Source organism: Pusillimonas noertemannii (assembly GCF_003096595.1).
Taxonomy (GTDB): Bacteria; Pseudomonadota; Gammaproteobacteria; order Burkholderiales; family Burkholderiaceae_B; genus Pusillimonas; species Pusillimonas noertemannii.
In genome coordinates this window covers 324911-349177 of record NZ_QEKO01000002.1, presented here as the reverse complement: position 1 = coordinate 349177, position 24267 = coordinate 324911, and the positions used below count along the sequence as shown (strand labels likewise).

The window sequence follows — 24267 nt, the reverse complement described above, 5'->3', positions numbered from 1 at the left end:
CGGCTTGTGGGTCGACAGCTCATTATCGCCCCAGCACGGCATCCCGGATCGTGCTGACATTATGCTGCATCATATCGATATAGGTAGAAGCGGGGCCATCGGCAGGCGACAGGGCGTCGGAATAAAGCTTGCCGCCAATCCTCATGCCCGTTTCGTTGGCTATTTGCTGGATCAGCCGAGGGTTGCTGACGTTTTCAAGAAAGATGGCGGACGCCTTTTGGGTCTTTATCTGCTGAATCAATAAGGCGACACCCGCGGCCGAAGCTTCTGATCCGGTGCTGACGCCTTGTGGCGCCAAAAACTGAAGACCGTATGCACGTCCCAGATAGCCGAAGGCGTCGTGAGAGGTGATCACCGTGCGCTGGCTGGCTGGGATCTGGGCCACTGCGGCCTTAAGCTCGGTTTCCAGTGCTTGAAGCTTCTCATCATAGGACTTGGCATTGGCTTGATAGCTGGGGCAACCCGTCGCATCGGCGGCGCAAAAGGCCTTTGCAATGTTGTGCACGTAAACCTGCGCATTACGCACAGACTGCCATGCATGCGGGTCATATTCGCCATGGTGGTGGGCACGCTCCTTCGCATGGTCGTGATCGTGCAAGCCGGCGTGCTCCTGCGCATGATGATGGTCGTGGTCGTCATGATCGTGGCCTTCGTGGCTGTGGTGTTCATCCCCGGCATTGCGCAGCAGCTCGACGTCTTGGGTAAGCGCAATCACTGGCGCCGTACTGTTGGAAGCCTGGACGAGGCGCTCGACAAAACCTTCGAAATGCAGGCCGTTTGCCAGTACCACATCCGCCCGACCCACGGCGACGGCGTCAGCCGGTTTGGGTTCATACGAATGAGTGTCGCCGTTCGGGCCGACCAGTGTGGTCAGCGCGATCCGTTCACCCCCCACGTTCCTGGCGAAATCGCTGATGATGGAAAACGTGGAGACGACTTGCAGTTCGCGGGCGTTGGCCGGTGGCCACGCCAGTAAAGCCAGCGTGGCGACACTGGCCATAGCAGCGCGCTTCGTTGATATGGACATGAGATGCCTTTCTCGGACACGGGGTAATAAAGCCATTAAATGTTATGTTATAACATAACACTTTGAATAAAGATTGAGGGGCATCACATGGAAACGCAAGCCGCCAAACTGCGTCGGAACATGCGTATCGAGAGGCGGGTGGGAGCGTTGGCCGCCGCACTATGCGCGGCTTTTGGGGCGCAGGCCGCAGAGACGGACACGAAGGTGACAGCGGGTAGCCTGGCTGCCGCGCCGCAATCAAACGCTGCCGTTTCCAGTCAGGCTCGACCGGTGGAATTGAATCCGATCGTGATCACGGCAACACGCAACACCCAGCGCCGCGACGAGGTTGCGTCCTCAATGGAGGTCGTCGAAGGCCACGTCCTGGACGAGACGGTTGGCAATACCTTCCTCGACCAACTCAAGAAAAACGCCAGTGTGGACGTCATCCAGTATCCGAACGGTCTGGCCGGCGTCGGCCTGCGCGGCATGCGGCCGAACTTCGAGTTCACCATCAATCCGCGCACCTTGATACTGATCGACGGGCGGCCGTCGGGCTCGACCAGCTTCACCACGCTGTCGCCGGAAAGCATCGAGCGCGTCGAGGTGCTCAAGGGGCCGGCCTCGTCCCTGTATGGCGCGTCGGCCATTGGCGGCGTGGTCAACATCATCACGCGCCGTTCCACCGGCCCCATCGGCGGCAGTGTCAGCCTGGGCCATGGCTCGTTCGATACCCGCCAGGCCGACGTGGCACTGGGCGGCTCTTTGTCCGACAGGACGGATTTTGATCTGGCTGTGGGTTATGTGAACCAGCATGACGACTTTCGCACGGGGGCCGGCGACACGCGGCCCAACAGCGATTTTCGCCGTGTGTCAGGCAAGGCGCGACTGGGCAGCGACCTGACCGATATGGCCAGGGTGGACGTTACCCTGGACTGGGCGGACTTGAACAACAATGCGCCCGGCCCGCTCAGCTACGATCCGCCCAACGCATCGGCCAATGAAACCAGCCGTTTCGGCGGCGACGTCAGGCTCATGCTGACGCCCCGGGATCATGAGATCACAGCGGTAGCCTACGCTTCCCGGGAAACCTACAACTACATCACCGTGCCCGCGCAGGCGCCGCGCTATCGTTCCAGCCGCACCGAGTCGAGCTACGTGGGCCTGCAGCTTCAAGACGTCTGGAGCCTGAATGAACGGATGACGCTGACCTATGGCCTGGACTGGCAGCGCGTCGAAGCCGACCGTTTTTCCTTCAATGCGGCGGGCGAGAGTCTGGCGCCCTACAGCCCCAACGAGCGGCGCGAAAGCCGGGGAATTTTCGCCGAATGGGGCAGCAAGTGGCTGGACGAGCGCCTGATCCTGACCCTGGGCGGCAGGGTGGACTGGATCGAGGCCAGCACGCTTGTCACGCCTTACAAGGACACCTTCACTCCGGGTTCCTCCAGTTTCACGAGCTTCAACCCGCGGGGCGGCGTGGTCTACAAGCTGAACGATAACTGGCGCGTGCACGGTTCGGCCGGCACGGCCTTCGCGCCACCGCAAGGCAATGAGCTGGCGGGCGAGAACGTAGAGTATGCGGGCATCCAGCGGCGGGTCAGCATCGGCAATGCGGGCCTGAATCCCGAGCGCAGCAAAAGCTGGGATCTAGGGGTGGGTTATGCCGACAGCTACCTGGACGTGGACTTGACCTATTTCCAGGCGAACATCAGTGACCGCATCCGCTCGGTCATTGTCAGTGAAACACCGACCGAACGCATCAGCAGCTACGAGAACGCCGACGACTCGCGTATGCGCGGCATCGAGGCCAGGCTTGCGCTGGATGCCGGCCGGCTGTTCGGCCTGCCTGCTGGCCGGGTTGGCCTGTCCACCAGCCTGACGCGGCTGATACAAGCCGAGGATTTTGACGCCAGCGGGCCGGTGCCGATACGCAATGTGGCCAAGTGGAAGGGCAATGTGTCCGTTACGGTCAGCGATGGCCGGGCATGGTGGGCCACGCTAACGGCGCGCCATGTGGGCGTGCGCTACGACAACGACAACAGCCAGGGCCGCATCTATACAGGCGGCCAGGGCGGGCTGTTCGAGAACGAGCCCTTTACGGTGGTGGATTTCAGCGCCCGCTGGAAGCTCACGCGCAATGACACGCTGCGTTTCGACGTTTCCAATCTGTTCGATCGCGACTACTACGAGAAGGCTGATTACACCATGCCGGGCCGCGCCTTCTATCTGCGCTACACAAGGACGCTGTAATCATGATGTTGAAGCTCATACTGGAGCAGGTTTCCCAATTGATGTTCCAGCCGGTGCTGGCTTTGTTGGTGGCGCTGGTGATATGGACGCTGGTGGCACTGGGCATGTTTTTGCGCAGCTTCGTGGGCCGGCGGCGCGGGCGAAGGCCGGCGGTCGGCCGGTTTGCGCAGCTGATCGACGAGGCGGCCGGCGACGCGATGAATCTGCCCGCCGGCGCCGGGGCGGGGCCGGCAGCCGAGGCCGGGGCGGCGCCCGACCTGGACCTGCGCATCGAGAAACTGCTGGCGCAAGCCGAGCATGACAGCCTGCGCAGTCTGAACAGCGTGCGCTTCGCGGTGCGTGCCGGTCCCTCACTGGGCTTGATGGGGACGCTCATTCCGATGGCGGCGGGGCTGAGCGGCCTGGCACGCGGCGATTTGCCCGCCTTGGCCGAGCACATGGTGGTGGCCTTCTCCGCGACGATTGTCGGCATCGCGATCGGCGTCGTCGCGCACGTGATCGCGATGGTGCGCGAAGGCTGGCTGCGCCAGGATTTGGACGACATCCGCCTGCATGCCGAACGCGTGCTGCGAAGATATGAGGCCGCTGCCGCGAAACAGCCGGCCAGCCCGGCCGCAGTGGCACGGGAGGGCGCATGAGACCGCGCCTGCGCTTTTCCCGCTCAAGGCTGGACACGAGCCGCCACGACGACCCCTTGTCCGGCGTGGCCAATCTTTTCGATGCCAGCCTGGCTTTCATCGTGGCGATGGCGCTGGCGCTGTTTTCAGTGATGGGTTCGACCGATATGCTCAGCGCCGACGCCAATTGGACACTGACGCGCATGACCACCGACGGCGAACTGGAGGTCGTCAGCAAGACGCAGCAGCAGATCAAGGTCGAGCGCGTGTCCGACCGCAAGCTGTCGGGGCAGGGCGAGCGCCTGGGCACGGCCTACCGCCTGCCGGACGGGCAGGTCGTATATGTGCCGGAACAAGAGAATGGGAAGCCCTGACATGATCCATGATCTGAACCTCCACGGCGCACATGAACGAAGCGGTCGCCAGATCCAACGGCGGATGCGAGATGGATGCATATGGGCCTGCCTGCTGTGTTTGTTATGCCTTTGGCCCATGGAGGCGAATGCGGCTCAGGCCTCCCGCCCGCGTATTGCCGTCATTTCCATAGAGCTGGCGCAGCAGCCCACCTTGATGCGCGAGGCGGCGGCACGCCAGGCGCCCACCATGCAAATCGACCTGTTCGGCTTGGGAGGTGGACATTTGCCTTCGGTGAACGAGGCGGATCTGTCCGGCTACGACCTCGTCGTGGTCGAAGGCATAGGCCCAAGGCTGGCGCAATATCGCGCGCGCCTGGACGAAGCCGCGCGGCATACCAAGGTGCTGGTGCTGAACGGGCATGAATGGGTGAGCGGCAACGTGGACCCGGCCTCGGTGCCGGACGCCATCAAATACTGGCGCAACGCCACCGCGGACAACTATACCTACCTGTTCGACTACCTGGGCGTGCGGCTGCTGGACCTGGACAGGCCGGTTGCTGCGCCGGTCGAGTACCCTGACCACGCCTATTATCATCCCGGCCATCCCGAGGGCTTCACTGATCTGCAAACCTATCTGGGCTGGATGGGGCGGCGCCATGTCGACGCCGCCGAACGCCCACGCGTGGGCATCGTGTTCTACCGCAGCCTGGCGCTGGGCGGCAACACCGCCGTAATCGATGCGCTGATCGAGGAAACAGAGCGCCAGGGCGGTCTGCCCATTGCGCTCTGGCGCAGCGGCAGCCGCGATTCCCTGCGCGGCCTGCACGGCCGGGATGGCCATCCCGCGGTCGACGCCTTGATTCTGTGCGCCAGCCAGATCGACTATGCCGACCATCGTGCAGGGGTAGAGGAAGCCAAGGCGCTTGGCGTGGCCGTGCTCAATTGCACGACCGACTACAGCCGCAGTCCGCAAGAGTGGCGTGCCGACCTGGGCGGCTTTGCGCCCGATCGCAGCGGCCAGCTCGCCATGAGCGAAGCCAGCGGCATCGTCGAGCCCATGATGGTCGGCGCCCGTGTGGTGCATGGCGACGGCGCCGTACGGCATGAGGCGCTGCCGGGGCAGGTGGCCTGGCGCGTGGAGCGGGCCGTGGCTTGGGCGCGATTGCATCGCATGCCCAACGCCGGAAAACGCCTAGTGATCACCTATCACAGCGAAGCGGCTGATCGGGCCGACGTCGGCAGCGATCCCGACACGTATCTGGACGCCCAGGCCAGCCTAGCGGCGTTATTGCGCCGGCTCAGGGACGAAGGCTATGACGTGGGAGACGGCCCCTTGCCCGATGCTCAAGAGTTGGCACGGCGCATGGCGCTCGATGGCACGAATGTCAGCGCGGGCATGTGGGGCGCTACCGGCCATCGGGGCGAAGACGATGCACAAGCGGCAAATGCGCAGGCCGAATTGGAGAGGCGCCTGAAAGAGGGCAACGCTGTAGCTGTTCCCGAGGCGCAGTACCTGGAATGGTATGCGCAGTTGCCAACGGCCTTGCGCGAGCAGACCGAAGCGCACTGGGGACCGCCGCCGGGCAGATTGATGGTGCGCGTCGATGAATCGGGCGCGCGTTCCATCGTCATCCCCTTGCTGCGTTTCGGCAAGGTGGCGCTGGCACCGCACCCAGTTTGGGGGTATCTGCAGGATGCGGATGCCTTGTCTTCCACGGGCGCCTTGCCGCCGCACCACCAGTACATCGCCTTCTATCTATGGATGGCCCGGGGTTGGCACGCCGACGCCTATGTGCCGTTCTTCACCCAGCTATCGCTCATGCCAGGCAAGCAGCAGGGGCCCGCGCGGGATGATTGGATAGGCACTTTGATCGGGGGTTTGCCGCATATACAGCCCACGCCCTTGCAGGCCAACGGCGGCATCGGCAACAAGCGGCGTGCTCACGCGGTGACATTGGGCTTCATGCCGCCGTTGAGGCAGAGCGGCTTGTCGCCGGCATTGACGGACTTGCGTAATGACTTGGCCCGGACGGCGGATGGGACGATATCCGCTGCGGACCAGGAAGCGGCCCGGCAGGCCGTGCGCAAAGCCGCCGTAGCCTATGGGCGGGCGCTGGACCTCGATCCCGCCTCGGCGCCGTGGCCGAAGCTGGAAGCCGCGCTGGGCGCTTATCTGGGCGAAGTGGCTGACGCCGTCATGCCGGTCGGGGGCCATGTGCTGGGCCAGGCGCCCGACGAGGGTACGACCGCGGGCATGGTGCACGCCATGCTGGCTGGCGACGATGCCGATGCGCCGGACGAAGAAACCGTGCGCGCGGTGTTGCGCGGCGATTTTGCCCGGGTGGCGCCCGGCCAGCTGGCGCGCATTCGTGACTACGCGGCCCGTATCGCTGCCGCACCGCGCGAAATGGCCGCGGTAATGCAAGCCCTGTCGGGTGGCTACATCGAACCCGGCCCCATGGCCGACGCCGTGCGCAACCCGCATGCTCTGCCACCGGGACGCAATCCATATGCGCTGGCTACGCGCCGCCTGCCGACGCCCGAATCCTGGGAGATCGGCGCCAGGCTGGCCGACGAGCTGATCGATACCCACCGCCAGGAGCACGGCGTCATGCCGCGCAAGGTGGCCTTCGTGCTGTGGTCGGGCGAATCCACGCAGAACGAGGCGGCTATAGAAGCCCAGGTTTTGCGCCTGCTGGGCGCCAGGCCTGTGTGGAATCCGCGCGGCGAAGTCGTCGATGTGACACTGGATGACCGGGCAACATTGGGCCGGCCCCGAGTGGACGTGCTGGTGACGACCTCGGGCACCTACCGCGACCACTTCCGCGACAAGATCGCCATGCTGGCCAAGGCCGCTCGGCTGGCTGCGCAGGCGCGCGAAGACGACAACCCCGTCTTTCTATACAGCCAGTCGGAAGCCCAGCGCCTGAGCGCCGAGGGCATGGACGCCGACACCGCCGCGCAACGGTCGCAGCGGCGCATTTACTCGACGGCGCCGGGCGCGTATTCGCCTTCGACTCAGTTCGCCATCCACGCCGGCGCAGAATGGGATGACGCCCGCCTGTCCCGGCTTTACACGGATCGGCTGGGCCATGCCTATGGCGAAAACGATGACGGCGCGGCGGACGCCGTAGGCTTCGTCGCCCAGTTGTCGTCCGTCGAGGCCGCCGTCTTCAGTCGCAGCTCGAACGCCTATGGCTTGCTGGACACCAGCATGCCCGCCGCCTACCTGGGCGGCATCGGCATGGCGGTGCGCGAGCATACGGGGCGACAGGTGAGCAACTACGTGGCCGACCTGAAAGCCTCGCAAACCGGCAAAGCGCACCTGGAGCCCCTGGCACGCACCTTCGGCCGGGAGCTGCAGTCGCGCTACTTCAACCCAGAGTGGATACGCGCCATGCAGAAAAGTGGCTACAACGGCGCACGCTACATGGCCGACTTGCCAGCCCACATGCTGCTGTGGGATGTGACCACGCCGCAGCTCGTCGCCGACGCCGACTGGGCCGAGGTTAAGGAAGTGTATGTCGAAGACAAGTACGGCCTGGATTTGGACGCTTACTTCGAACAGCACAACCCCCATGCGCGCCAGCATCTGCTGGAAACCTTGCTGGACGCCATAGATCGCGGCGCCTGGCAAGCCAATGAGGCCGACCGTGCGCAACTGGAGCAGGCACTGGCCGAGAGCGTAGCCCGGCACGGGTCGGACTGCGCGTTGCCATCATGCCAGGCCACGAAACTTGTGAGTATGGACCAGCCGGCGCCTGCCTCTGCCACGGCGCCTGTCGTCGCACCGCCGGGTGCTGCCGCCGAACCGGCTGCTGAACCGTCGCCGACGGCAGCGAATGTGGAGGGCTACGCTCTAGAGCCGCGTGTCGCCACGCCGGTTCAACCGGTGCAAAAAGGGGTTTGGCTCTGGCTGTTGGCCATGGCAGTGTTTGTCGCGGGGGGATGGGTGCGTCGTCCGCGTTGGTAGCAGCTGGGCTTGGCTGCTTTGGGGAATTGATGAGGCGAGGCGCCGCTAAGCGCCCGGGTTTTACTGCGGCTCGGTGCCGTGGCTCATCCAGCTGTGCAGGCCGTTGACCCAGGTTTCGGCGGGTAGCCCCAACGTGGCCTGTATATTGGCAGCGCGTGCATAGAGCGCATCAAAGTCGACCGAAGGCGACTGCTTGAAGGCGATGGCCACCATGTTGCCATCGTGGACTTCGGGCAGCCACGCCACGGCCTCGAACGCGTTTTCGATCATTTGAAGATGCTGCAGGTGTTCGGGCCAGTCGCAGTACAGGTTGATGGTCATCATGCCTTGCGGGCTGAGGCAATTGGCACAGGCGGCATAAAATGCCTCGGTGCTTAATAGCGGCCCTTTCGCCTGGGCGTCGTACAAGTCAACCTGCAGCACGTCGATCGAACGACGACGCGAAAAATCCTGTACGTAGTCCAGGGCGTCCATGTTCAATACGGTAAGGCGTTCATCGTCGGCAGGCAGGTTGAAGTGGCTGCGACAAATGTCGATGACCCGCGAATCAAGTTCCACGGCGGTCACCTTGGCCGACGGCAGGCGCTTGCGGCAGAACTTGGTCAGCGCGGCCGCGCCCAGGCCAAGCTGCACAACATGCGTGGCGTGGTCGCGAAACAGCAGCCACATCATCATTTGCTGCACGTATTCCAGTTCAATGTCGTCGGGCTGCGCAATGCGCATGGCGCCCTGTACGGCCAAGGTGCCAAAGTGCAAGGTACGTACGCCATCGCTTTCCAGAACGTTCAGCATGATTCAATAAGGGTAGTAAATAGCATGGGCATTATCGCCAATTCCAAACAGTGGGGTATGTAAGGTGTCTGGATTTAATATTGCCTACCAGAAGGTTTTCCGGCCGAATCAGCTAACCCTGGGGCTGATGACCCCGCTGGCCCGCCAGGGAAGCATGGCCCGTATTGACGAGGCTTTCCGGCAGGCCGCGCTGGCCGACAAGCTGAACTTCGCCGCGTTGTGGACGCGCGATGTGCCGTTGATGATTCCCCAGGGTAGCGACAATTCCACCAGCGCGCTCGATGACCCCTTTCTATGGCTGGCCGGCCTTGCCGGCGCCACCACACACATCGCGCTGGGCGCCGCCGCCATTGTGTTGCCCTTGCGGCATCCCTTGCACGTGGCCAAGGCTGCGTTAAGCCTCGACCGCCTCAGCGCGGGGCGCTTTATCTTGGGCGTGGGTTCCGGCGATAGGCCGGCCGAGTTCGCCTCGTTCGACCAAGACCTTGAGGCGCGCCGCGAAGCCTTTCGCGAACGTTGGCAGGTGGTGCGTGCTGCCTTGTCGCCCCTGCCACAAGAACGCGGGCCTTTGCTGGAGTCGACTGAAGGCTACGAGCTCATGGCGGTGCCGCAACGCCAGATTCCCATGATTGTGGTCGGGTCGGCCCGCCAATCGGTGCAGTGGATTGCCGCGCACGGCGATGCCTGGGCCACCTATCATCGCCCCGAAGCCCGGCAGCAGAGCCGTATCAGCTTGTGGCGCGGCGCACTGCAGCAAAGCGCCCAGGGCGCCGACAAGCCCTTCATACAATCGATGCAACTAGAGTTGCTTGAATCGCTTTCGGCCCAGCCTGAACCGCTGGAACTGGGCATGCGCACCGGCCGAGAGGCCCTGATCGATTACCTGCTGCGCCTGAAAGAACTTGGCGTGGGGCATGTGCTGTTCAACCTGTCCGGCGGCCGGCCTGTGGAAGAGGTGGTTCAAGAGTTGGGAGAAGAGGTGATTCCTCGGCTTTGACGCCATGATCTGCAGTAGTTCCGATCAGATCGGAACTAGCAGGTGTTAATCAACCGAATCTTCGGAAATTTCTATCTCGGCAAACTTGGCCTTCATGGTGGGGTTGCCGTGTGTCAGCTTTTTAATAGTTACGTCTTGCGCCTTGTTGTTGGCCAAGCGTAGGTTGCGGTCTGCGCTTAACAAGGCGTCTTTGGTTTTTTGCAGGTGGTCGATAGATTTGTCGATCTCGTCGATGGCCTTTGTAAACTGCTTGGAGGCCAGTTCGTAGTTTCGTTCGAACCCGGTCTTGAAAGCTTCCAGCTTGCTTTCAAAATTGGTGATATCAATGTTCTGGGCCTTGACCAACGCCAGTTCATTCTTGTATTGCAACGAGTTCATCGCAGCATTGCGCAGCAAGGTGATCATGGGAATAAAAAACTGCGGACGCACCACGTACATCTTGGGGTAGCGGTACGACACATCGACAATACCCGTGTTGTACAGTTCGCTGTCGGCTTCCAGAAGCGACACCAGCACGGCGTATTCACAGCCCTTGGCCTGGCGGTCTTTGTCCAGTTCCCTGAAGAAATCCTCGTTCCGTTTCTTGGTGGCCGTGGTGTCGGCCTCGTTCTTCATCTCGAACATGATCGACACGATCTCGGTGCCTTGATCATCGTGATCGCGGAAGATATAGTCGCCCTTGCTGCCGCCGCTGGCATCGTTGTCTTTCTCGAAGTAGGCACGCGCAAACGCGGTGGCACGCAGGCGATTGAATTCGGTTTCGCAATGCTGTTCCAGCGTTTCGCCCACCATCTTGGTAGACAACCGCGCCTTCATGTCGCGAAGCCGCTCGATCTGATCGTCGCGATCTTTCAGTTGCGCTTCGTACCTGTCCTTCAGCGATTTTTCGGCAAGTTGCTTTTCCAGTTTGGCGGTTTCCAGGCCGTTCTTCAGCTCGTCGCGCTCCTTCTCGGCCGCGTTAACGGCCTGGGTAATGGCCAGTTGCCTTGCCGTGCCGTCAGCGGCGATCTTGGCTTTCAGTTCATTGATTTCCACTTCTTTGGCAGTAGCAACCTTATGCAGTTCGCTTTGCAGTGTAGATTCTGCCAACTTGGACGCGGCCAGCTGCTGATGTCGGGCGTGTTCCAGTTCGTTGGCCAGTGCGTCGCGCTCTTTTTCTACAGCGCTTAAGGCTTCGGCCAGGGCCAGCTTGCGGGCCACCTCGCTGGCGTCCAGCTTGGCCTTCAGTTCCTGAATTTCGGCGTCTTTGGCCGACGCAGCCTTTTGCAGTTCGCCCGCGACCTTGGCTTGGGCAAGCTCCACCGCATTGCGCTTGTCTTGCTCGGCCAACTCAAGTCGCTCGTGCAACTGTTTTTCGAAATCGCTGTCGCGTACCTGCTTCAGAATGTCTGCGTATCCGGCTTCATCGATCTTGAATGCCTTGTTGCAGTGTGGACAAATGATTTCGTGCATATCTAATTATCAGTGCTAGTGACGGGTGGTAAGGGTGTGCAGCACCTATCGCCTCTCGGCCTCAATGAACTGCCCCGACAAACAGGCGGGCTGCCGGTGTGGCCGGGGGCGCTGCGCGCGCCCGCCTGGAACACATAATTGGGCACCTGCGCCGCATACTGTGCCCCGTTTTCAGAATGCTGTGTATAAACACAGCATTCTATCAAAAGTCCTCGTTTCGGATCATACTGGTTTCCCACAAACTAAACCGTAGGAAAGCACCCATGTTTCTCAAGAGCTTATTCAATAGTTCTCTGCAACTTCCTGCGTCCGTAATGGTGGCTCTATGCCTCTCTACGCCGGCAGTCGGTGCGGCGCAATCGCAAGCGCCCCAAGGCGTGCGTGTTACGGAAATCTCGCAGGACAGTCATCCCTTCACCACTTGGCATTGCGCGCGCCAGCCCATTCAGGTGCGCATGGTCGGTCAGTTCATGGAAGTCGTGGTCGGGGGCAGCAGCCAGATTCTGCGACAGGCCGTCTCGGCCTCGGGTGCCCGCTACGTGGCGCCCAACGACCCCGGCACCGAGTTCTGGAGTAAAGGCGGCCAAGCCAACGTTACATGGTCGGGAACCGAACTTCCGGTTTGCGTGGAAGACGGCACGCTTATGGTGCCCATGCGCGCCAGCGGTAACGAATCTTTCTGGGCAGTCGATTATGATCGTTGGAGCGTAACCCTAAGCGAGCCAGGGAAGCCGCCCCGCAGTTTCGATGTAAAGGGGCAAAGCCCGCAGGGCGATGGGTGGCGCATACAGGCCGAATCAGGCCAGGCCAATCTTTATCTTGATATCAACCCCCAGCTGTGCGTAGACAATATGTCGGGGCAGCCGCGTCCCTATACAGTGAGTATGACCTTAAATGAACAAACTATGCAGGGCTGCGGGGGCGACCCGGCGCGTCTGCTGCAAGGCGTACGCTGGCAGTTGAAAGCCATCGACGGCAAAGCAGTGACGACACAAGCCTCGCTCGAATTTCTTGCCGATAACCGTGTGGCGGGTTCCAACGGATGCAACCGTATTATGGGCAGCTATGCGCTTAGTGGCGAAGGCCTGAGCTTTTCAAAGCTGGCAAGTACGCGCATGGCCTGCGAACCTGCCGTCATGACGCTGGCCGACACAGTCGACCAGTATTTGTCTGGCGTACGCGGTTTTGCCTTTGACGATCAGGGTGCGCTTGTGCTCAAGACCGAGAAGGGCGAATTGCTGTGGCAGGCTATCGACACGGCAACAAAAAGCTAAGCGCAAGAGCGGCCGGTAGCACTCATCTTATCTGCCACGGGCAAGCGCCCCAGCGCGCACACCCGTGGCGAGGCTATGCATCGTTACAACAAGGGTATTGTCATGTGGCTGTTAGCCCACTTTCTAATCATTATTGGCCTTTCCATCCGTGTTTTGCTGCGGCCACGGCGCGACCCGGCATCACGTATTGCATGGATTCTGTTCATCGCCGCCCTACCTTATGTCGGTGCGCTGGCCTACTTGATGCTGGGCGAGGTTCGCTTGTCCCGAAGTGCAAACCCTCGTGGCGCGACGAAGGATCGATCCCTCGTTTTTCAACCGCAACAGAAGCAAGCCGGCATAGCTACGGTCGCTGCGCCTGGCTTTTCCATAGGCGAATCTCTTAGTGGATTCACTGCAGTAGGCGGAAACACAGGGGAACTGCTTGATGATTCGAACGCGACTATTGAGGCGATGGTCAGGGATATCGACGCGGCAACCGAGCACGTTCACCTTCTTTTCTATATCTGGCTTGCCGATAACAACGGACGGAAGGTGGCTGAAGCCATGGCGCGCGCGGCGCAGCGCGGTGTTGCCTGCCGCGTGATTGTCGATGATCTCGGGTCACGAGACTTTATCCGTAGCGAGTATTGGTCAAACATGAGTCGTGCAGGAGTGAGCCTGGCACGGGCCCAAGCCATTGGCAACGTCTTGGTGCGTATTTTGAAGGGGCGAGTCGACGTTCGTAATCACCGTAAAGTCGTGGTGATCGATAACTACATTACCTATTGCGGCAGCCAAAACTGCGCGGACCCCGAGTTTGCCGTCAAACCCAAGTATGCACCGTGGGTTGATGCCGTAGTTCGTTTTGAAGGCCCGATTGCAAGTCAAAACCAGCACCTATTCCTAGAGGATTGGTTCCTTACCACTCAAGAAGACTTGCGTCAGTTGTTGCAACACCCCGTGAGGCAGTCTGGAGAAGGCTTCCGGGCCCAGGTCATTGCGACCGGCCCCGAGAACCATTATTCGGCAATGCCAGAGCTCTTTGCCACATTGATGTTTAGTGCCCGACGCGAACTGGTAATTACCACGCCCTATTATGTTCCCGATGCGACCATGCAAGCCGCGCTATGCGCCAGTGCCCGGCGCGGCATTGCAACGACGATTGTTTTGCCGGCCAGAAATGACAGCTGGTTCGTGGGCGCTGCCAGTCGTAGCTGTTATGCCGAATTATTGGAAGCGGGCGTGTGTATTTACGAATATGTGGGTGGCTTGTTGCATGCCAAGACCCTGACCGTTGACGGCGAGATAACCCTGATCGGCTCTGCAAATATGGACAGGCGCAGTTTTGAGCTTAACTTCGAAAACAACATCCTGTTCCAAGACTCTGTGCTGACGCAGGCCATTCGTTGTAGGCAAGAGGATTACATTGGTCAGTCTACACAGATTAACGCTGCGGATGTGGCCGCATGGACTCGGCTTTACAGGCTTCGCAATAATGCAATGGCTATGCTTAGTCCGATACTGTAGCGATGTTACGTATCTGAACTTTTTCGGTGCGGGCCTTGGTTCGGTTAGCAGTTCGTATTAAAGCTCTCTTTCAAACCTTTGATTCACATTAAGCATTGCTTTAATATGGTTGTTGTGTATTAAAGCGAGCGTTAGAATGAAACGGATGACAGGGACATACGCGACTTCCACCACGCTGGGCGAAGCAGTGCGCGCCTTTGTGCCGCATCCATTACCGCCCGTCGATCCCCCTTTAGAGATAGTGTCGTTTACCGAGTTGAATCGACAGGCGGAATTGGCGCTGGCCAGGTTGTCTGGCGTATCTGGGCTCGTGCCATCGGTGGATTGGCTGCTTTATAGCGCCGTACGAAAGGAGGCCTTGCTGACTTCGCAGCTGGAGGGTACCCAGGCCACCCTGACAGATCTGTTTGACGAGGAAGCGGGCTTCAAAGTCAGCAACGTGGATGACGTAGCTGAGGTCACCAACTATTTGCAGGCCTTTCGGTTGGTACAGGGGCAGCTGCGTGATTCCAAGGGGCTCCCCATCAGTGTGCGCCTTCTGTGCGATGCGCATCGATTGCTGCTTGGTGGTGCACGGGGTGCGGGTAAGCAGCCAGGGGAACTGAGACAATCGCAGAATTGGATTGGTGGTGCCCGGCCGGGTAATGCTGTCTTTGTGCCGCCACCGCCTGAGCGAGTGCCAGAACTGTTGTCAAATCTCGAGCGATTTATCCACGACGAATCAGCTGACCTTCCTCCTTTGGTCAAAGTCGCACTGGTTCACGTGCAGTTCGAGACTATCCATCCATTTCTGGATGGGAATGGGCGCATCGGCCGCCTGCTGATCTCGGCGTTGCTGGAGTATTGGAATTTGCTTCCTGAGCCGTTGCTGTACCTTAGTGGCTACCTGAAGCGCTACCAGCTCGAATATTACCGACGTCTGTCGGTAATCCGTACCGAAGGTGACTGGGAGGCATGGGTGTCGTTCTTTCTCGAAGGCGTTGCTGTGGCTGCCGCAGAAGCCGAGCAAAATATCATCGCGATTGCGAGCCTGGTTGCTGCTGACCGGCGCAAGCTGCTTCAGTCGCCTAAGTCCAGTCCCGCTAGCTATCGACTGTTCGAACAGTTGCCCATGATGCCGCGCTTTACCGTGGAGCGTGCGCGTCAGCAACTCGACACCACCTTTCCAACAGCGAACTCAGCGGTGCAGGTCTTGGAGAGTCTGGGCATTGTGGTTGAAATGACTGGTCAGAAGAAGAACCGCAGCTACAGCTATCAAGCCTACGTGGATCTACTGGTGCAGTAATAATTGAGAAGAGCCAAGTTAAGCGACGGGACTTTCCACTTCCAGTCAGGATAGGACTAAGGGCCAGCGGTTCCTGAGACATGGACACACTCGGAATTGAGCATAACGAATCAGCCGGTATAGTAGCCGGGCCGATCCAGATCAACAAGCAAGCTCGAACCTTGGGGCTTCCAGCCGAGCAGTTCGCGCGTACGGGCACTGGACACCGACATGGTTGCGCCGGCAAAGTGGGCGAACCAGCCGAAGTGCTCGGGTTCGCACAGTTCGACCGGCAGGTCCAGGCGGCTACCGATGACTTCGGCGATTGCTTTGAAAGGGACCGCTTCATCCGCGACGGCGTGATAGACCGATTCGGTGACGCCCTGTTCGAGTGCAAGACGAAAGACACGTGCGGCATCCAGCCGGTACACGCCGGCCCAGCAGTTCTGGCCGTCGCCCAGGTAGGCGGATATGCCCGTCTGTTTCGCCATGCGGATCAGGATCGGCACGAAGCCGTGATCGCCCAGGCCGTGCACCGACGGAGCCAGGCGCACCGTCGCCGCGCGCACGCCGCGCTCGGTCCATGCGCGTGCGGTGACCTCGGATTTGCGTGGGGAGGCCGGGTTGGGCAGATCCGATTCCGTGGCCCCGCGCGGCAGACCCAGCAGGCCGGATGTTACGAGCAACGGGCGGTTCGAGCCCTTCAGCGCGGCGCCCAGTGCATCGATGACACGGCGGTCCTGTTCGCAGTTCTCGATGAATTTGGAGTAGTCGCTGCCCCATGCGGTGTGGATTACCGCATCTGCTGCGCAAGCGGCTGCCTGCAGAGCGTCCAGATCATCGAGTGTGGCGTGGACGGCTTTCGCTCCGCTGGCAGTAAGTGAGGCCGCCTTGTCAGCGGAACGAGCCAGGCCCGTGACTTGATGTCCGGCAGCGAGCAAATCTTCAACCACGGCCGAGCCCACCCAACCCGTGGCACCAGTGACAAATATGTGCATTGCAAAATCTCCTGTTTGGATGTTGATTCAGGCCAGCCGGATCGATAGTTCCACGTCCTCGCCGAACGGCACGGACAGGTAGCCGTTTTCGGGGGAGCGCACGCGCGCCAGGTACTCCGGGCTGCAGTCGGCGTTGTCGGCGACGATCAGTGCGCCGGGCCGCAGATGGTTCTCGACCAGATCGAGCACTTCGCAATAGATCGACTTGGCGCCATCGAGCAGCAACAGGTCGACGGACTCGGGAAGACCGGTGGTCAGCGTTTTCAGGGCGTCGCCTTCGCGGATTTCGATCAGGTCGTCCACACCGCCTTCGACAAGATGTCGGCGAGCTTTGGCGACCTTGGACGGCTCGAACTCGCTGCTGATCAGGCGGCCACCACCGTTGTCGCGCAGCGCCGCCGCCAGGTACAGGGTCGAGAGTCCGAACGAGGTGCCGAACTCGATGATGTTGCGTGCGTCCATGCTGCGTGCCAGTTGATACAGCAGCACGCCGGTCTCGCGCGAAACCGGCAGCCACAGCTCCTTGGCGCGGCTGTAGAAGTCGATGTATTCGGTCTTGCTGCGCATCATGCGCTCGCTTTCCTCGTGGGCAAGGCCAGCCATTGCCGGGCTGGTGGCCTGATCGGCCTGCTCGAACAGGCGATCCAGCAATGAAGCCAGCGGTTCGTTGATCAATGTTGAGGTCATGGAGTTTTCCAGTTCTAGATTGAGGGGATAGGGCCTTACGATAAGGTGGTAAAAATACGATTAATTCATCGCGTTTATGAAATAATATGATGAATTAGTCATGTTCTCAATTCGCATTTGAGTTCGCGTTTCATCCACGCGGGGTCGAGGCGCGACTCGTTGTCTTTCCCTTGAAAACACGGTGGTTTTGTTGATCCATTCGAGTCCCCAGAAGCTCAGGGGTCGCCGAAGATTCAGGTTTTTCATCAGGAAAACGGAAGCTTCGTTGCAGCGCAGAGGGGTCATTTAACCGGCCTACTTATGAGGAGTTCACCTAAGGGAGATATCGGAGACCGACAATATTTGCGTGCCCCGGTGACCACAGCGGCCAGGCAAACTATCAATCAAGAGTTGAGGCAATAGCCCATGCCGCGCTAATATGCGAATAATTCATCGCATTGAAGAGCGCGGTAATCAGATCGTGTTTCCGTGCTCCGGGCCCTTGCATCGCCACACCACTATGACTACCCGCCGCCGTCCCCAGATTGCCTCGCGCAAACAACCCCAACAGGCGCGCTCGACCGAACTGGTCGCCGCCATCCTGGAAGCCGCCACCCAGGTTTTGGCCCAGGAAGGCGTCACCCGATTCACCACGGCGCGCGTCGCCGAGAAGGCCGGCGTCAGCGTCGGGTCGATCTATCAGTATTTCCCCAACAAGGCCTCGATCCTGTTCCGTCTCCAGGTCGATGAGTGGATGCAGACGACCCGCATGTTGCGAAACATCCTTGAAGATGCCGGCACGCCGCATCTGGAGCGCCTACGTGCCCTCGTGCATGCCTTCCTTCGCTCCGAGTGCGAAGAAGCCGAGGTTCGCGGTGCGCTCAATGACGCGGCCCCGCTCTATCGCGACAGCCCGGAGGCGCGCAAGGCCCGGGCCGAAGGCGATCAGATGATCGATGCCTTCATGGTGCAGGCTTTGCCAAAGGCGTCCGCTGCTTCACGCGAGCTTGCGGGCGATCTAATTTTCACGACGCTTAGCACCGTGGGCAGCAGCTTTTCACAGACACGGCGGACCAAGGCCGAGATCAAAGCCTACGCCGATGCGATGGCCAACATGTTCTGCGCCTACCTTCAGGCGCTTTGACAAGATGGACTGCTGCGACCTTGATGGACAACCGAAGTGCCGGATGCAACCGGCGCCAGAGAGTTGATGCGTTAATCAAGACTTGGATGGCGCGATCGACCGGCTTCCTAAGACACCCCTTTGCCGCGCACCGTCAAGACTCAGGCATATTTCTTGTAATACTTCGCCATGGTCGACACTGACCAAGCGCATGCAAACAGCACGGGTGTAAAAATCCAGTACACCGGCATCCGAAGCGGTGCGACCAGCCAGATCAGCGCCGTCAGCGGTATCAGCGCGAAGACCGACCAGCTTTTTGCCTAGTGGATAGCGCGTCGCTGATTCATGGCCTCCGCAAGCTTGTAATGACCCAGCGGAATCTGCCCAGTTCATGTGGCTAATGCAAAGGCCTCAGCCGGGGTTTTCATATTCAACGCCTGGTGTGGGCGCCGGTGGTTGTAAAAGTATATCCAGTCGCCGATCACGCGGCTGGCATGCTGCAAGGTTTCAAAGCGCTGCCGATGGGCACATTGCTCTTTAAGCGTTCTGATGACACGTTCGACCATGCCGTTTTGCTGTGGGCGATGCGGCGTGATGAACTCCTGGCGTAATCGGTAGCTGCGAACCATCGCGGTATGGCTACGACTGGTAAAAACGAGCCCGTTATCCGACCGAAGCAGGAACGGCTCTGCACACGGCCCAGCGTTCCGAAGCGAGCGATTAAAGCATGTTCCAGGGCGCTGCCAGCCCTTGAGGTGAAAGATGCGCTGGACGGTGTTCTTGTTCATGCCCAGCAACGCCGTGACGGTGCGGTAGCCAAACGATGGCACTGAAGGGTTCCATACCAAGATGGAAATGCTCTCACGCAGAGCGTACGGATTCAGAAATTTTGAGAATTAGCGCCTAAGGGTCTTGGCCCTGCGCGGTAGGAGTGGTGCCCGGGGCCGGCACCCCAAGCCGCATGAATAAAGGCTTTGCAGAGGTTTGGGGACGTTTTGTGACACCCCGCGTTTTTAGTCTGCATTCCTTGGCCTGCCGCCGCGCTTCGACCTGCCGCCCTGATGGGAGTCGATCCAGGCCATTATATCGCTACGCTTCCAGCGCGGCTTGCTGCGCCGGTCGCCAGGGCCGGTAAGGCGAATGGCTCCGGGGAAGCCCGGCGTGATGGCGTACTGCGAGGTAACGTACTTGGCGGTGCATTTCAGGATCGCCGCAACGTCTTCGGCGTCCAGCAGGGCGTCGGGAGCCATGCGGGCGGCAATTTCTCTCGCAAGGCTTTGCACGTCTTCAACTTGCATTGCAAGACTCCATGAATTGAAAAGCGCCCGGGCGGGCGCTTGGTGTGTCTGTGTGTTGGCGTAGGCCCCATGTCCAGTAGAGTCGATCAGACCCCGTGGCCGGCCCCGCCTTTTCCTTCTTCGGCGGCATCCGGTCAGGCCACCTCGTATTCATGCATGTAGCCGCCGGCAATCCGCTTGAATACCGCTTCCGTAGCTATCCGCAGGCCGGTCTTGCCGAACTCAACCCCGTCCGGCGTCACGAACCGCCGCAGGTAGAAAACCCGCTTTGGGTACTTCTTGTGCGGGTATCCGGGTATGTCGGTGCGCAGGCCTGGCTGGAACACGTCCACCACATCGAGAATCATCTTCCCTTCGCCGTGAGCGAACGGTTCGCCGTATTCATCCTCTTGGTGGCCCGGCTTCCAGCTTTGGATGGTGTTCAGGCCGTCATCTGTCATGACTTCAACCTCGCAGCGAACAAACGGATAGGCGACTTCGAAGGTGCTGCCGGGCGTGATGCTATTTTCCATTGGCGCACTCCATTTCCTTAATGTCCTCGGGCGTGACTGTCTGTTCAGTGGCGTTTGTCACGGTGAAAAACCCAACCGTGACATTGGCATCAAGCCAGTTTGACACCAGGGCGCGTAGTTCCTCTGCCTTTTCGTCAGGCAGGTCGGTTAGGAAATCTTCCGCGTATTCCCCGCCTTCGTCGCAGGCCCGGCACTGTATGTCTTCGAGCAGTGTATCGACGTTGAAAAAACTGGATGGCTTTGGGGATTTGGATACCGCGAGCCAGTACACGCGCCCGACTACCAAGCCTCCCTCGTCGCTTGCCATGCTATCCAGGGCATCGCCAATACCCCCGTGGTGATAATCTTCGCCGTTCAGGCTATAGCAGTCTGGCGCGACCAGCGCTGCTTTCGTTGTTTGTTCCATTACATTTTCCTGCTGAATGTGCGGTTGTATCCCGCTGCCTTGTCCAGTTCTCGCATGAGCCGGTCGGCCAGCGCGGCGTCTTTGCTGTTGCTGTCGCGGATTCGAATGTGGTAATTCCCGGCGCTGGTGCGGTGCGGGTAGAAAACCAGCCGAACGCCTGGCTCCACATAGGTGAATGCCTCGTAGTCGGCCCGGCTCCATTCCAGCGCGCCCTTGCGCGGGGAAAGGGTTGCGCGGGCCAGCTCGAATTCTTCGCGGTACAGCCTCGGATAGTGTTTTTTGTTGCTGTCCGCCATGTCGCTACTTCCTGGCCAGCGATTCGCGGGCCTTCATCCAGACGTAGCGCCAGCGGTCGTAGCTGATTTCAGCCGGCACCTTGTGATAGGTGTTGTCGTAGGCTTCCCGGCATGCGGCCTCGGCGTCTGACTCTTCGCCGCAGTACCGGCATTGCTCTTCACCGTTTGGCCCATGGGGGCCGGTTGAGCAGCCCTGCCCGGTGGCTGCGCATTCTTCGGCAGGCGGTTGCTTTTCGCCTTCCAGTTCGGCCAGCTTTCGGCCCATGTTCCAGAATCGCGCCAGCCAGTGCGTGCCGCTGGGCGGCTGGTTGACATTGAGCCGTCCGAAGGCGATTGCGCCGTCCACGGCGGCCAGAACCACCTCGGTGCGGGCGTTCATGGCGTCGGCATCGCTGCGCATTACGTGCAGCGTTTGGGGATTGTTTTTCATGCTGTTCCTTGTTTTCTTGGTTGCGTCAACAGGGCTTCGGGGAATTCCGGCCGCAGCGATTTTTCAACTCGCTCGGATATTTGCGCCAGTTCGGTAGTGCTCAAGCCCTCTTCATCCATTTCTTCGGCGTATGTGACGATGGTGGCAATGTCCGCCAGGGTGTGTCTGTGGATGATGCACAGCCCCAGCGGCATGAGCAGGCGCTGCATTTCAATAATGACGGCGGCCATATCGTCGGGTCGGATGCTGTCCACCAGAGATTCAAGGCATTTGAGGGTGTCTTGAATCTCCTTGTTCGCGCGCAGGGCATTCCCGATTTGGTGTTTCAGAAAATTGGTGTTGATCATTTTTCTTTCTCCGGCGGCGCTATCCGGCCCAGTTCCGGGGAATCGACCACCTCCCCGATTTTGTTTACATATCTATCCAGTTGCTTGACGGCCTGGCGGACATAGATCGGAACATTCCGGGCCTTGTCATGGGCTTCGACCATGCGGCGCTTGGCGGCGTCGTCAATGTCACCGATAGCGGGCGCTATGGATTTAACCGTTGCCACCAACTCGTCCGGTGATTGACCTATCTCGCAGCGCACCCAGCCAAGCAGGCGTCGGAGGTGGTTTCTGTCTGAATTTTTCATCCGTTTGTTTCCATTCCGTGCGTTGGCGCACTGCCAGGCGCTTCAAAAATGCTTAGGCGGCCACGCATTGGCGTGAATGGAAGCGGCTTTGCATCAGCCAGTTCAAACCCGTACTTGCCGAAGAACCAGGGCGATTCGCTGTCATCCACGCACCCAGTAACGGTGGCCTGCCCGACGATCCCGCCGCGCTCAAGGGCGTCAAACGCCGGGATCGTGATGCCAAGCTGTTCGGCCAGGTCTCGGGCGTCTTCATATTCGGCGCGTGTCATGCCCTGGGCGGCGTGAATAAGCAGCGGGCCACGGTAGGTAGTCCGCCATGATCGGTTTTCGATTGGCTTGTGGCCGTGGACAATCAGCCAGGCCCAGGGCTGGCGTATGGAAAGGGCTTTCATGGTTTACCTCGATGGCGCTATGATGATCCCCCTACTTCGGGGGATTGCTATGTGGAAATGCATGCACTGCGGGCTTGAAGTGATGTTCCAGGCCGTAGAGCCGGAAGTGGACAATGACGGCTGCCATTTCATCTGCCCCGGATGCGAGGGCAGAAACCCGCTAGCCAACGTCTCGGGAAACGACAGCATCGTGCTGGCACAGCCCGATTGACAGGCTACTTTAGGAGTATCGCCAGGGCGATTAGTGCGCCGGCTACGGCAATGGCTCCCGGCAAAGAAAGGGCATTCGCCCAGGCGATAGCTTCGCTCATGATTTCTCCAGTAGCTCGTTGGCGCGTCTCAAGTCCGCGAAGGTTATGCCGGCGGTTTCCCCTGGTGCGTGGCTGAACATTTCATCAAGCGTCATGGAATCCCAGCAGCCGACGCCATCCCACTGCTTGAATTCTTCCGAGAAAGGCCGCAGCGCGGATTTCAGGGAGTCAGTGCCGCTGTCTGGCGCTGTTCCTGGCGCGCGACCAGCGAACAGCGGAACCCATGCGCCAGACCGCTTGCGCACTTCTTCAATGCTTGAGTTGTGCAGCGGCCCCTCATACCCGCCGTCAGATCGCGGGCGGTACCAGAACATCGGATCAGCCGGGCTGTCGTTCCAGCATTCAGGGTCTGCGCAGCGTGGGCCGCCGTGGTTGCCGTCGCACTTGTGCTTTTTCTCGGCAATCGCCAGTGTCAGTGCGTTGACGTGCCTAGCCAGGGTGGCGGCCAACTCTTCCAGAGATTCCGGCGCGGCAATGCCTTGCGCGGCCATAGCGCGGCGCAACCTTTCGATATTCACGCCTTCTGAAAAATCGCTGGTGCGGCAAATCGACTGCCCGTTTTGGTGCAGCATCATGGCAAGGTTCGCCACGTCAACGGGATCGCCCTTTGCGACGTGATCGGAAAGCATGGATGACAGGGTGTTGGCGTCGCATTGTTGCCAGCCGCCGCGCCCATCGGCGCGCTTCTTTGCCAGTTTGGACTTCATTGCCTGGGCGAAGGCTTGCACGGCAACATCATCGGGGTGCTCGTCGCGGCGCTCTTCGCCCACCTCTTCCTGTGGATCTGATGCGATGGCATGGGTGTAGTTCAATTCCGCCTGAACACGTAGCTGAAAGTCCGCCCATGCCGCTTTTGCATGCGCCGGGCCAATGTCTCGCTGTTCCGCCCAATGCTTGGCCGCGTCAAGTATCCGCTCTTGGCTGTCCACAATATCGCCATCAGGCGCGCCGCGCCGGGCGGCGTCAAGGGTTCGTTCGTGCAGGTTCTGGTGAGGCTCATACGAAACACCTAGCGCCGCGCGAATCTCCCGCAGCTCCTGTCGGGCGGATTCAAGCATGTCGCGGGCTGCTTGAAGCTCCCGTGCATCCGATTCCTGGGGAGTGATCGGGGGCGCATATGCTGTTGCGGACTCACGTAGCCTTTTCACGAACTCGCCAGCGACCTTGATACGCGCCTCTTCGCGCTCCGGCTCCATCATGTATTTGTAATGGCGCTGCGCCGCCTCAATTACCGTGCGCCAAGCGACATTGACGCCGAATCGGATGCCGCCCACTTGCGCGGGCGCAGACAGGCGCAGTTCCTTGTTATCGGTTGGCATATCAATCTCCTTTCTGGTCGGCTTCCAGATAAATCACGATGCCGGCGATGTAGTTGATCGCGCCCAGCAGTTCCTTCACGCGCGCCTGGTGGGTCGGAAGATCAAGGCCCTCGGCCACTTTCTTGCATGCCTGATAGGCCATGCCTCGTTCCGAACCCAGCAGGCGGGATATGGACTGCATGCGCTGGCTTTCGAACGGATCGCCCTTGGCGTGGCGCTCGGCACCTTTGCCGCCCTGGGCCTGCAGCAAGGCGGCGTCCAGCACGTCGCGCAGGCTGTTGTAGTTCGGGTCTGCGCGGGCAATGTCCACGGGGTCGGCGGCCTTCGCCTCGGCTCGGGATAAAACTTGATTCATGGCTTTCTCTGCCTTCTGCAAATACGCGCGTTGCGCG

The 24267-nt window shown here is 60.2% G+C and carries 27 protein-coding genes and 1 pseudogene; 12 read left to right on the top strand and 16 right to left on the bottom strand.

All coding sequences use genetic code 11. The features are described 5' to 3' along the window. Positions 1–22: 22 nt before the first annotated feature. Entirely contained in the window at positions 23–1027 is a 1005-nt protein-coding gene (locus C7440_RS08750) for a metal ABC transporter substrate-binding protein (protein WP_116518239.1), read from the bottom strand. Positions 1028–1297: 270 nt separating this feature from the next. Between C7440_RS08750 and C7440_RS08745 the strand changes: the two genes are divergently transcribed. The 4 genes from C7440_RS08745 to C7440_RS08730 all read left to right on the top strand — a co-directional run bounded on the left by C7440_RS08745 (position 1298) and on the right by C7440_RS08730 (position 8202). Next, on the top strand, positions 1298–3256 hold the full coding sequence (locus tag C7440_RS08745; RefSeq protein ID WP_207775397.1) for a TonB-dependent receptor: 1959 nt from the start codon (positions 1298–1300) through the stop codon (positions 3254–3256). A gap of 2 nt (positions 3257–3258) precedes the next feature. Beyond that, the gene (locus C7440_RS08740; RefSeq protein ID WP_116518238.1) at positions 3259–3894 is read left to right on the top strand and encodes a MotA/TolQ/ExbB proton channel family protein; all 636 of its coding nucleotides are present in this window, start codon (positions 3259–3261) and stop codon (positions 3892–3894) included. Beyond that, entirely contained in the window at positions 3891–4247 is a 357-nt protein-coding gene (locus C7440_RS08735) for a DUF2149 domain-containing protein (protein WP_116518237.1), read from the top strand. The genes C7440_RS08740 and C7440_RS08735 overlap by 4 nt, the downstream gene beginning before the upstream one ends. A gap of 118 nt (positions 4248–4365) precedes the next feature. Next, positions 4366–8202, top strand: coding sequence for a cobaltochelatase subunit CobN (locus C7440_RS08730; RefSeq protein WP_165832507.1), 3837 nt, complete (start codon positions 4366–4368; stop codon positions 8200–8202). A 60-nt stretch (positions 8203–8262) separates the two neighbouring features. Here the strand turns inward: C7440_RS08730 and C7440_RS08725 are convergent, their stop codons facing one another. Beyond that, a complete protein-coding gene (locus C7440_RS08725) occupies positions 8263–8994 on the bottom strand; it encodes a spermine/spermidine synthase domain-containing protein (protein WP_116518235.1) in 732 nt (243 codons plus the stop codon). 64 nt (positions 8995–9058) lie between these two features. Between C7440_RS08725 and C7440_RS08720 the strand changes: the two genes are divergently transcribed. Then, entirely contained in the window at positions 9059–9991 is a 933-nt protein-coding gene (locus C7440_RS08720; protein WP_116518234.1) for a TIGR03571 family LLM class oxidoreductase, read from the top strand. 45 nt (positions 9992–10036) lie between these two features. Here the strand turns inward: C7440_RS08720 and C7440_RS08715 are convergent, their stop codons facing one another. Then, complete coding sequence (locus tag C7440_RS08715) at positions 10037–11443, bottom strand: DUF2130 domain-containing protein (protein WP_116518233.1); 1407 nt, start codon at positions 11441–11443, stop codon at positions 10037–10039. A 263-nt stretch (positions 11444–11706) separates the two neighbouring features. Here C7440_RS08715 and C7440_RS08710 point away from each other — a divergent pair, with 263 nt between their 5' ends. The 3 genes from C7440_RS08710 (at position 11707) to C7440_RS08700 (ending at position 15511) form a co-directional block, all read left to right on the top strand. Next, positions 11707–12717: an META domain-containing protein gene (locus C7440_RS08710; protein ID WP_165832506.1), complete on the top strand. Its 1011-nt coding sequence runs from the start codon at positions 11707–11709 to the stop codon at positions 12715–12717. Positions 12718–12792: 75 nt separating this feature from the next. Further along, positions 12793–14226, top strand: coding sequence for a cardiolipin synthase (cls, locus tag C7440_RS08705; RefSeq protein ID WP_116518231.1), 1434 nt, complete (start codon positions 12793–12795; stop codon positions 14224–14226). 136 nt (positions 14227–14362) lie between these two features. Continuing rightward, positions 14363–15511, top strand: coding sequence for a Fic family protein (locus C7440_RS08700; RefSeq protein WP_116518230.1), 1149 nt, complete (start codon positions 14363–14365; stop codon positions 15509–15511). A gap of 110 nt (positions 15512–15621) precedes the next feature. Here the strand turns inward: C7440_RS08700 and C7440_RS08695 are convergent, their stop codons facing one another. Together C7440_RS08695 and C7440_RS08690 are read right to left on the bottom strand one after the other, a co-directional pair. Continuing rightward, positions 15622–16488 carry an SDR family oxidoreductase gene (locus tag C7440_RS08695; protein ID WP_116518229.1) on the bottom strand — a complete coding sequence of 289 codons (867 nt, stop codon included), beginning with the start codon at positions 16486–16488 and terminating at the stop codon, positions 15622–15624. 27 nt (positions 16489–16515) lie between these two features. Continuing rightward, complete coding sequence (locus C7440_RS08690; protein ID WP_116518228.1) at positions 16516–17175, bottom strand: O-methyltransferase; 660 nt, start codon at positions 17173–17175, stop codon at positions 16516–16518. Between the two features lie 418 nt (positions 17176–17593). Between C7440_RS08690 and C7440_RS08685 the strand changes: the two genes are divergently transcribed. Both C7440_RS08685 and C7440_RS20185 read left to right on the top strand, forming a co-directional pair. Beyond that, a complete protein-coding gene (locus C7440_RS08685; protein ID WP_371743469.1) occupies positions 17594–18298 on the top strand; it encodes a TetR/AcrR family transcriptional regulator in 705 nt (234 codons plus the stop codon). Between the two features lie 168 nt (positions 18299–18466). Next, complete coding sequence (locus tag C7440_RS20185; protein WP_257215328.1) at positions 18467–18601, top strand: hypothetical protein; 135 nt, start codon at positions 18467–18469, stop codon at positions 18599–18601. 65 nt (positions 18602–18666) lie between these two features. On the opposite strand, the gene C7440_RS08680 is transcribed toward C7440_RS20185, so the two are convergent. Then, positions 18667–19065 (bottom strand): integrase core domain-containing protein, encoded by a 399-nt coding sequence (locus C7440_RS08680; protein ID WP_243410872.1) that lies wholly within the window; start codon positions 19063–19065, stop codon positions 18667–18669. Positions 19066–19096: 31 nt separating this feature from the next. Here C7440_RS08680 and C7440_RS08675 point away from each other — a divergent pair. Then, positions 19097–19177 (top strand): annotated as a pseudogene (locus tag C7440_RS08675) (transposase); the annotation flags it as partial. Between the two features lie 113 nt (positions 19178–19290). On the opposite strand, the gene C7440_RS08670 reads toward C7440_RS08675, so the two are convergent. The 8 genes from C7440_RS08670 to C7440_RS08635 all read right to left on the bottom strand — a co-directional run bounded on the left by C7440_RS08670 (position 19291) and on the right by C7440_RS08635 (position 22245). Beyond that, complete coding sequence (locus tag C7440_RS08670) at positions 19291–19575, bottom strand: helix-turn-helix transcriptional regulator (RefSeq protein WP_116518226.1); 285 nt, start codon at positions 19573–19575, stop codon at positions 19291–19293. A 134-nt stretch (positions 19576–19709) separates the two neighbouring features. Beyond that, positions 19710–20087 (bottom strand): hypothetical protein, encoded by a 378-nt coding sequence (locus C7440_RS08665; protein ID WP_116518225.1) that lies wholly within the window; start codon positions 20085–20087, stop codon positions 19710–19712. Beyond that, positions 20077–20493: a hypothetical protein gene (locus tag C7440_RS08660; protein WP_116518224.1), complete on the bottom strand. Its 417-nt coding sequence runs from the start codon at positions 20491–20493 to the stop codon at positions 20077–20079. The genes C7440_RS08665 and C7440_RS08660 overlap by 11 nt, the downstream gene beginning before the upstream one ends. After that, on the bottom strand, positions 20493–20789 hold the full coding sequence (locus C7440_RS08655) for a hypothetical protein (protein WP_116518223.1): 297 nt from the start codon (positions 20787–20789) through the stop codon (positions 20493–20495). Before C7440_RS08655 ends, C7440_RS08660 begins: the two co-directional genes overlap by 1 nt. 4 nt (positions 20790–20793) lie before the next feature. Continuing rightward, entirely contained in the window at positions 20794–21219 is a 426-nt protein-coding gene (locus C7440_RS08650; protein WP_116518222.1) for a hypothetical protein, read from the bottom strand. Beyond that, a complete protein-coding gene (locus tag C7440_RS08645) occupies positions 21216–21566 on the bottom strand; it encodes a hypothetical protein (protein ID WP_116518221.1) in 351 nt (116 codons plus the stop codon). Before C7440_RS08645 ends, C7440_RS08650 begins: the two co-directional genes overlap by 4 nt. Further along, entirely contained in the window at positions 21563–21853 is a 291-nt protein-coding gene (locus C7440_RS08640) for a hypothetical protein (RefSeq protein WP_116518220.1), read from the bottom strand. Before C7440_RS08640 ends, C7440_RS08645 begins: the two co-directional genes overlap by 4 nt. Continuing rightward, entirely contained in the window at positions 21850–22245 is a 396-nt protein-coding gene (locus C7440_RS08635; protein WP_116518219.1) for an ASCH domain-containing protein, read from the bottom strand. Before C7440_RS08635 ends, C7440_RS08640 begins: the two co-directional genes overlap by 4 nt. 61 nt (positions 22246–22306) lie before the next feature. Here C7440_RS08635 and C7440_RS08630 point away from each other — a divergent pair, with 61 nt between their 5' ends. Then, positions 22307–22456 carry a hypothetical protein gene (locus C7440_RS08630; RefSeq protein ID WP_165832491.1) on the top strand — a complete coding sequence of 50 codons (150 nt, stop codon included), beginning with the start codon at positions 22307–22309 and terminating at the stop codon, positions 22454–22456. 96 nt (positions 22457–22552) lie between these two features. Here the strand turns inward: C7440_RS08630 and C7440_RS08625 are convergent, their stop codons facing one another. Further along, complete coding sequence (locus C7440_RS08625; protein WP_116518217.1) at positions 22553–23875, bottom strand: hypothetical protein; 1323 nt, start codon at positions 23873–23875, stop codon at positions 22553–22555. Between the two features lies 1 nt (position 23876). Beyond that, positions 23877–24230: a hypothetical protein gene (locus C7440_RS08620; RefSeq protein ID WP_133244279.1), complete on the bottom strand. Its 354-nt coding sequence runs from the start codon at positions 24228–24230 to the stop codon at positions 23877–23879. Positions 24231–24267 lie beyond the last annotated feature (37 nt).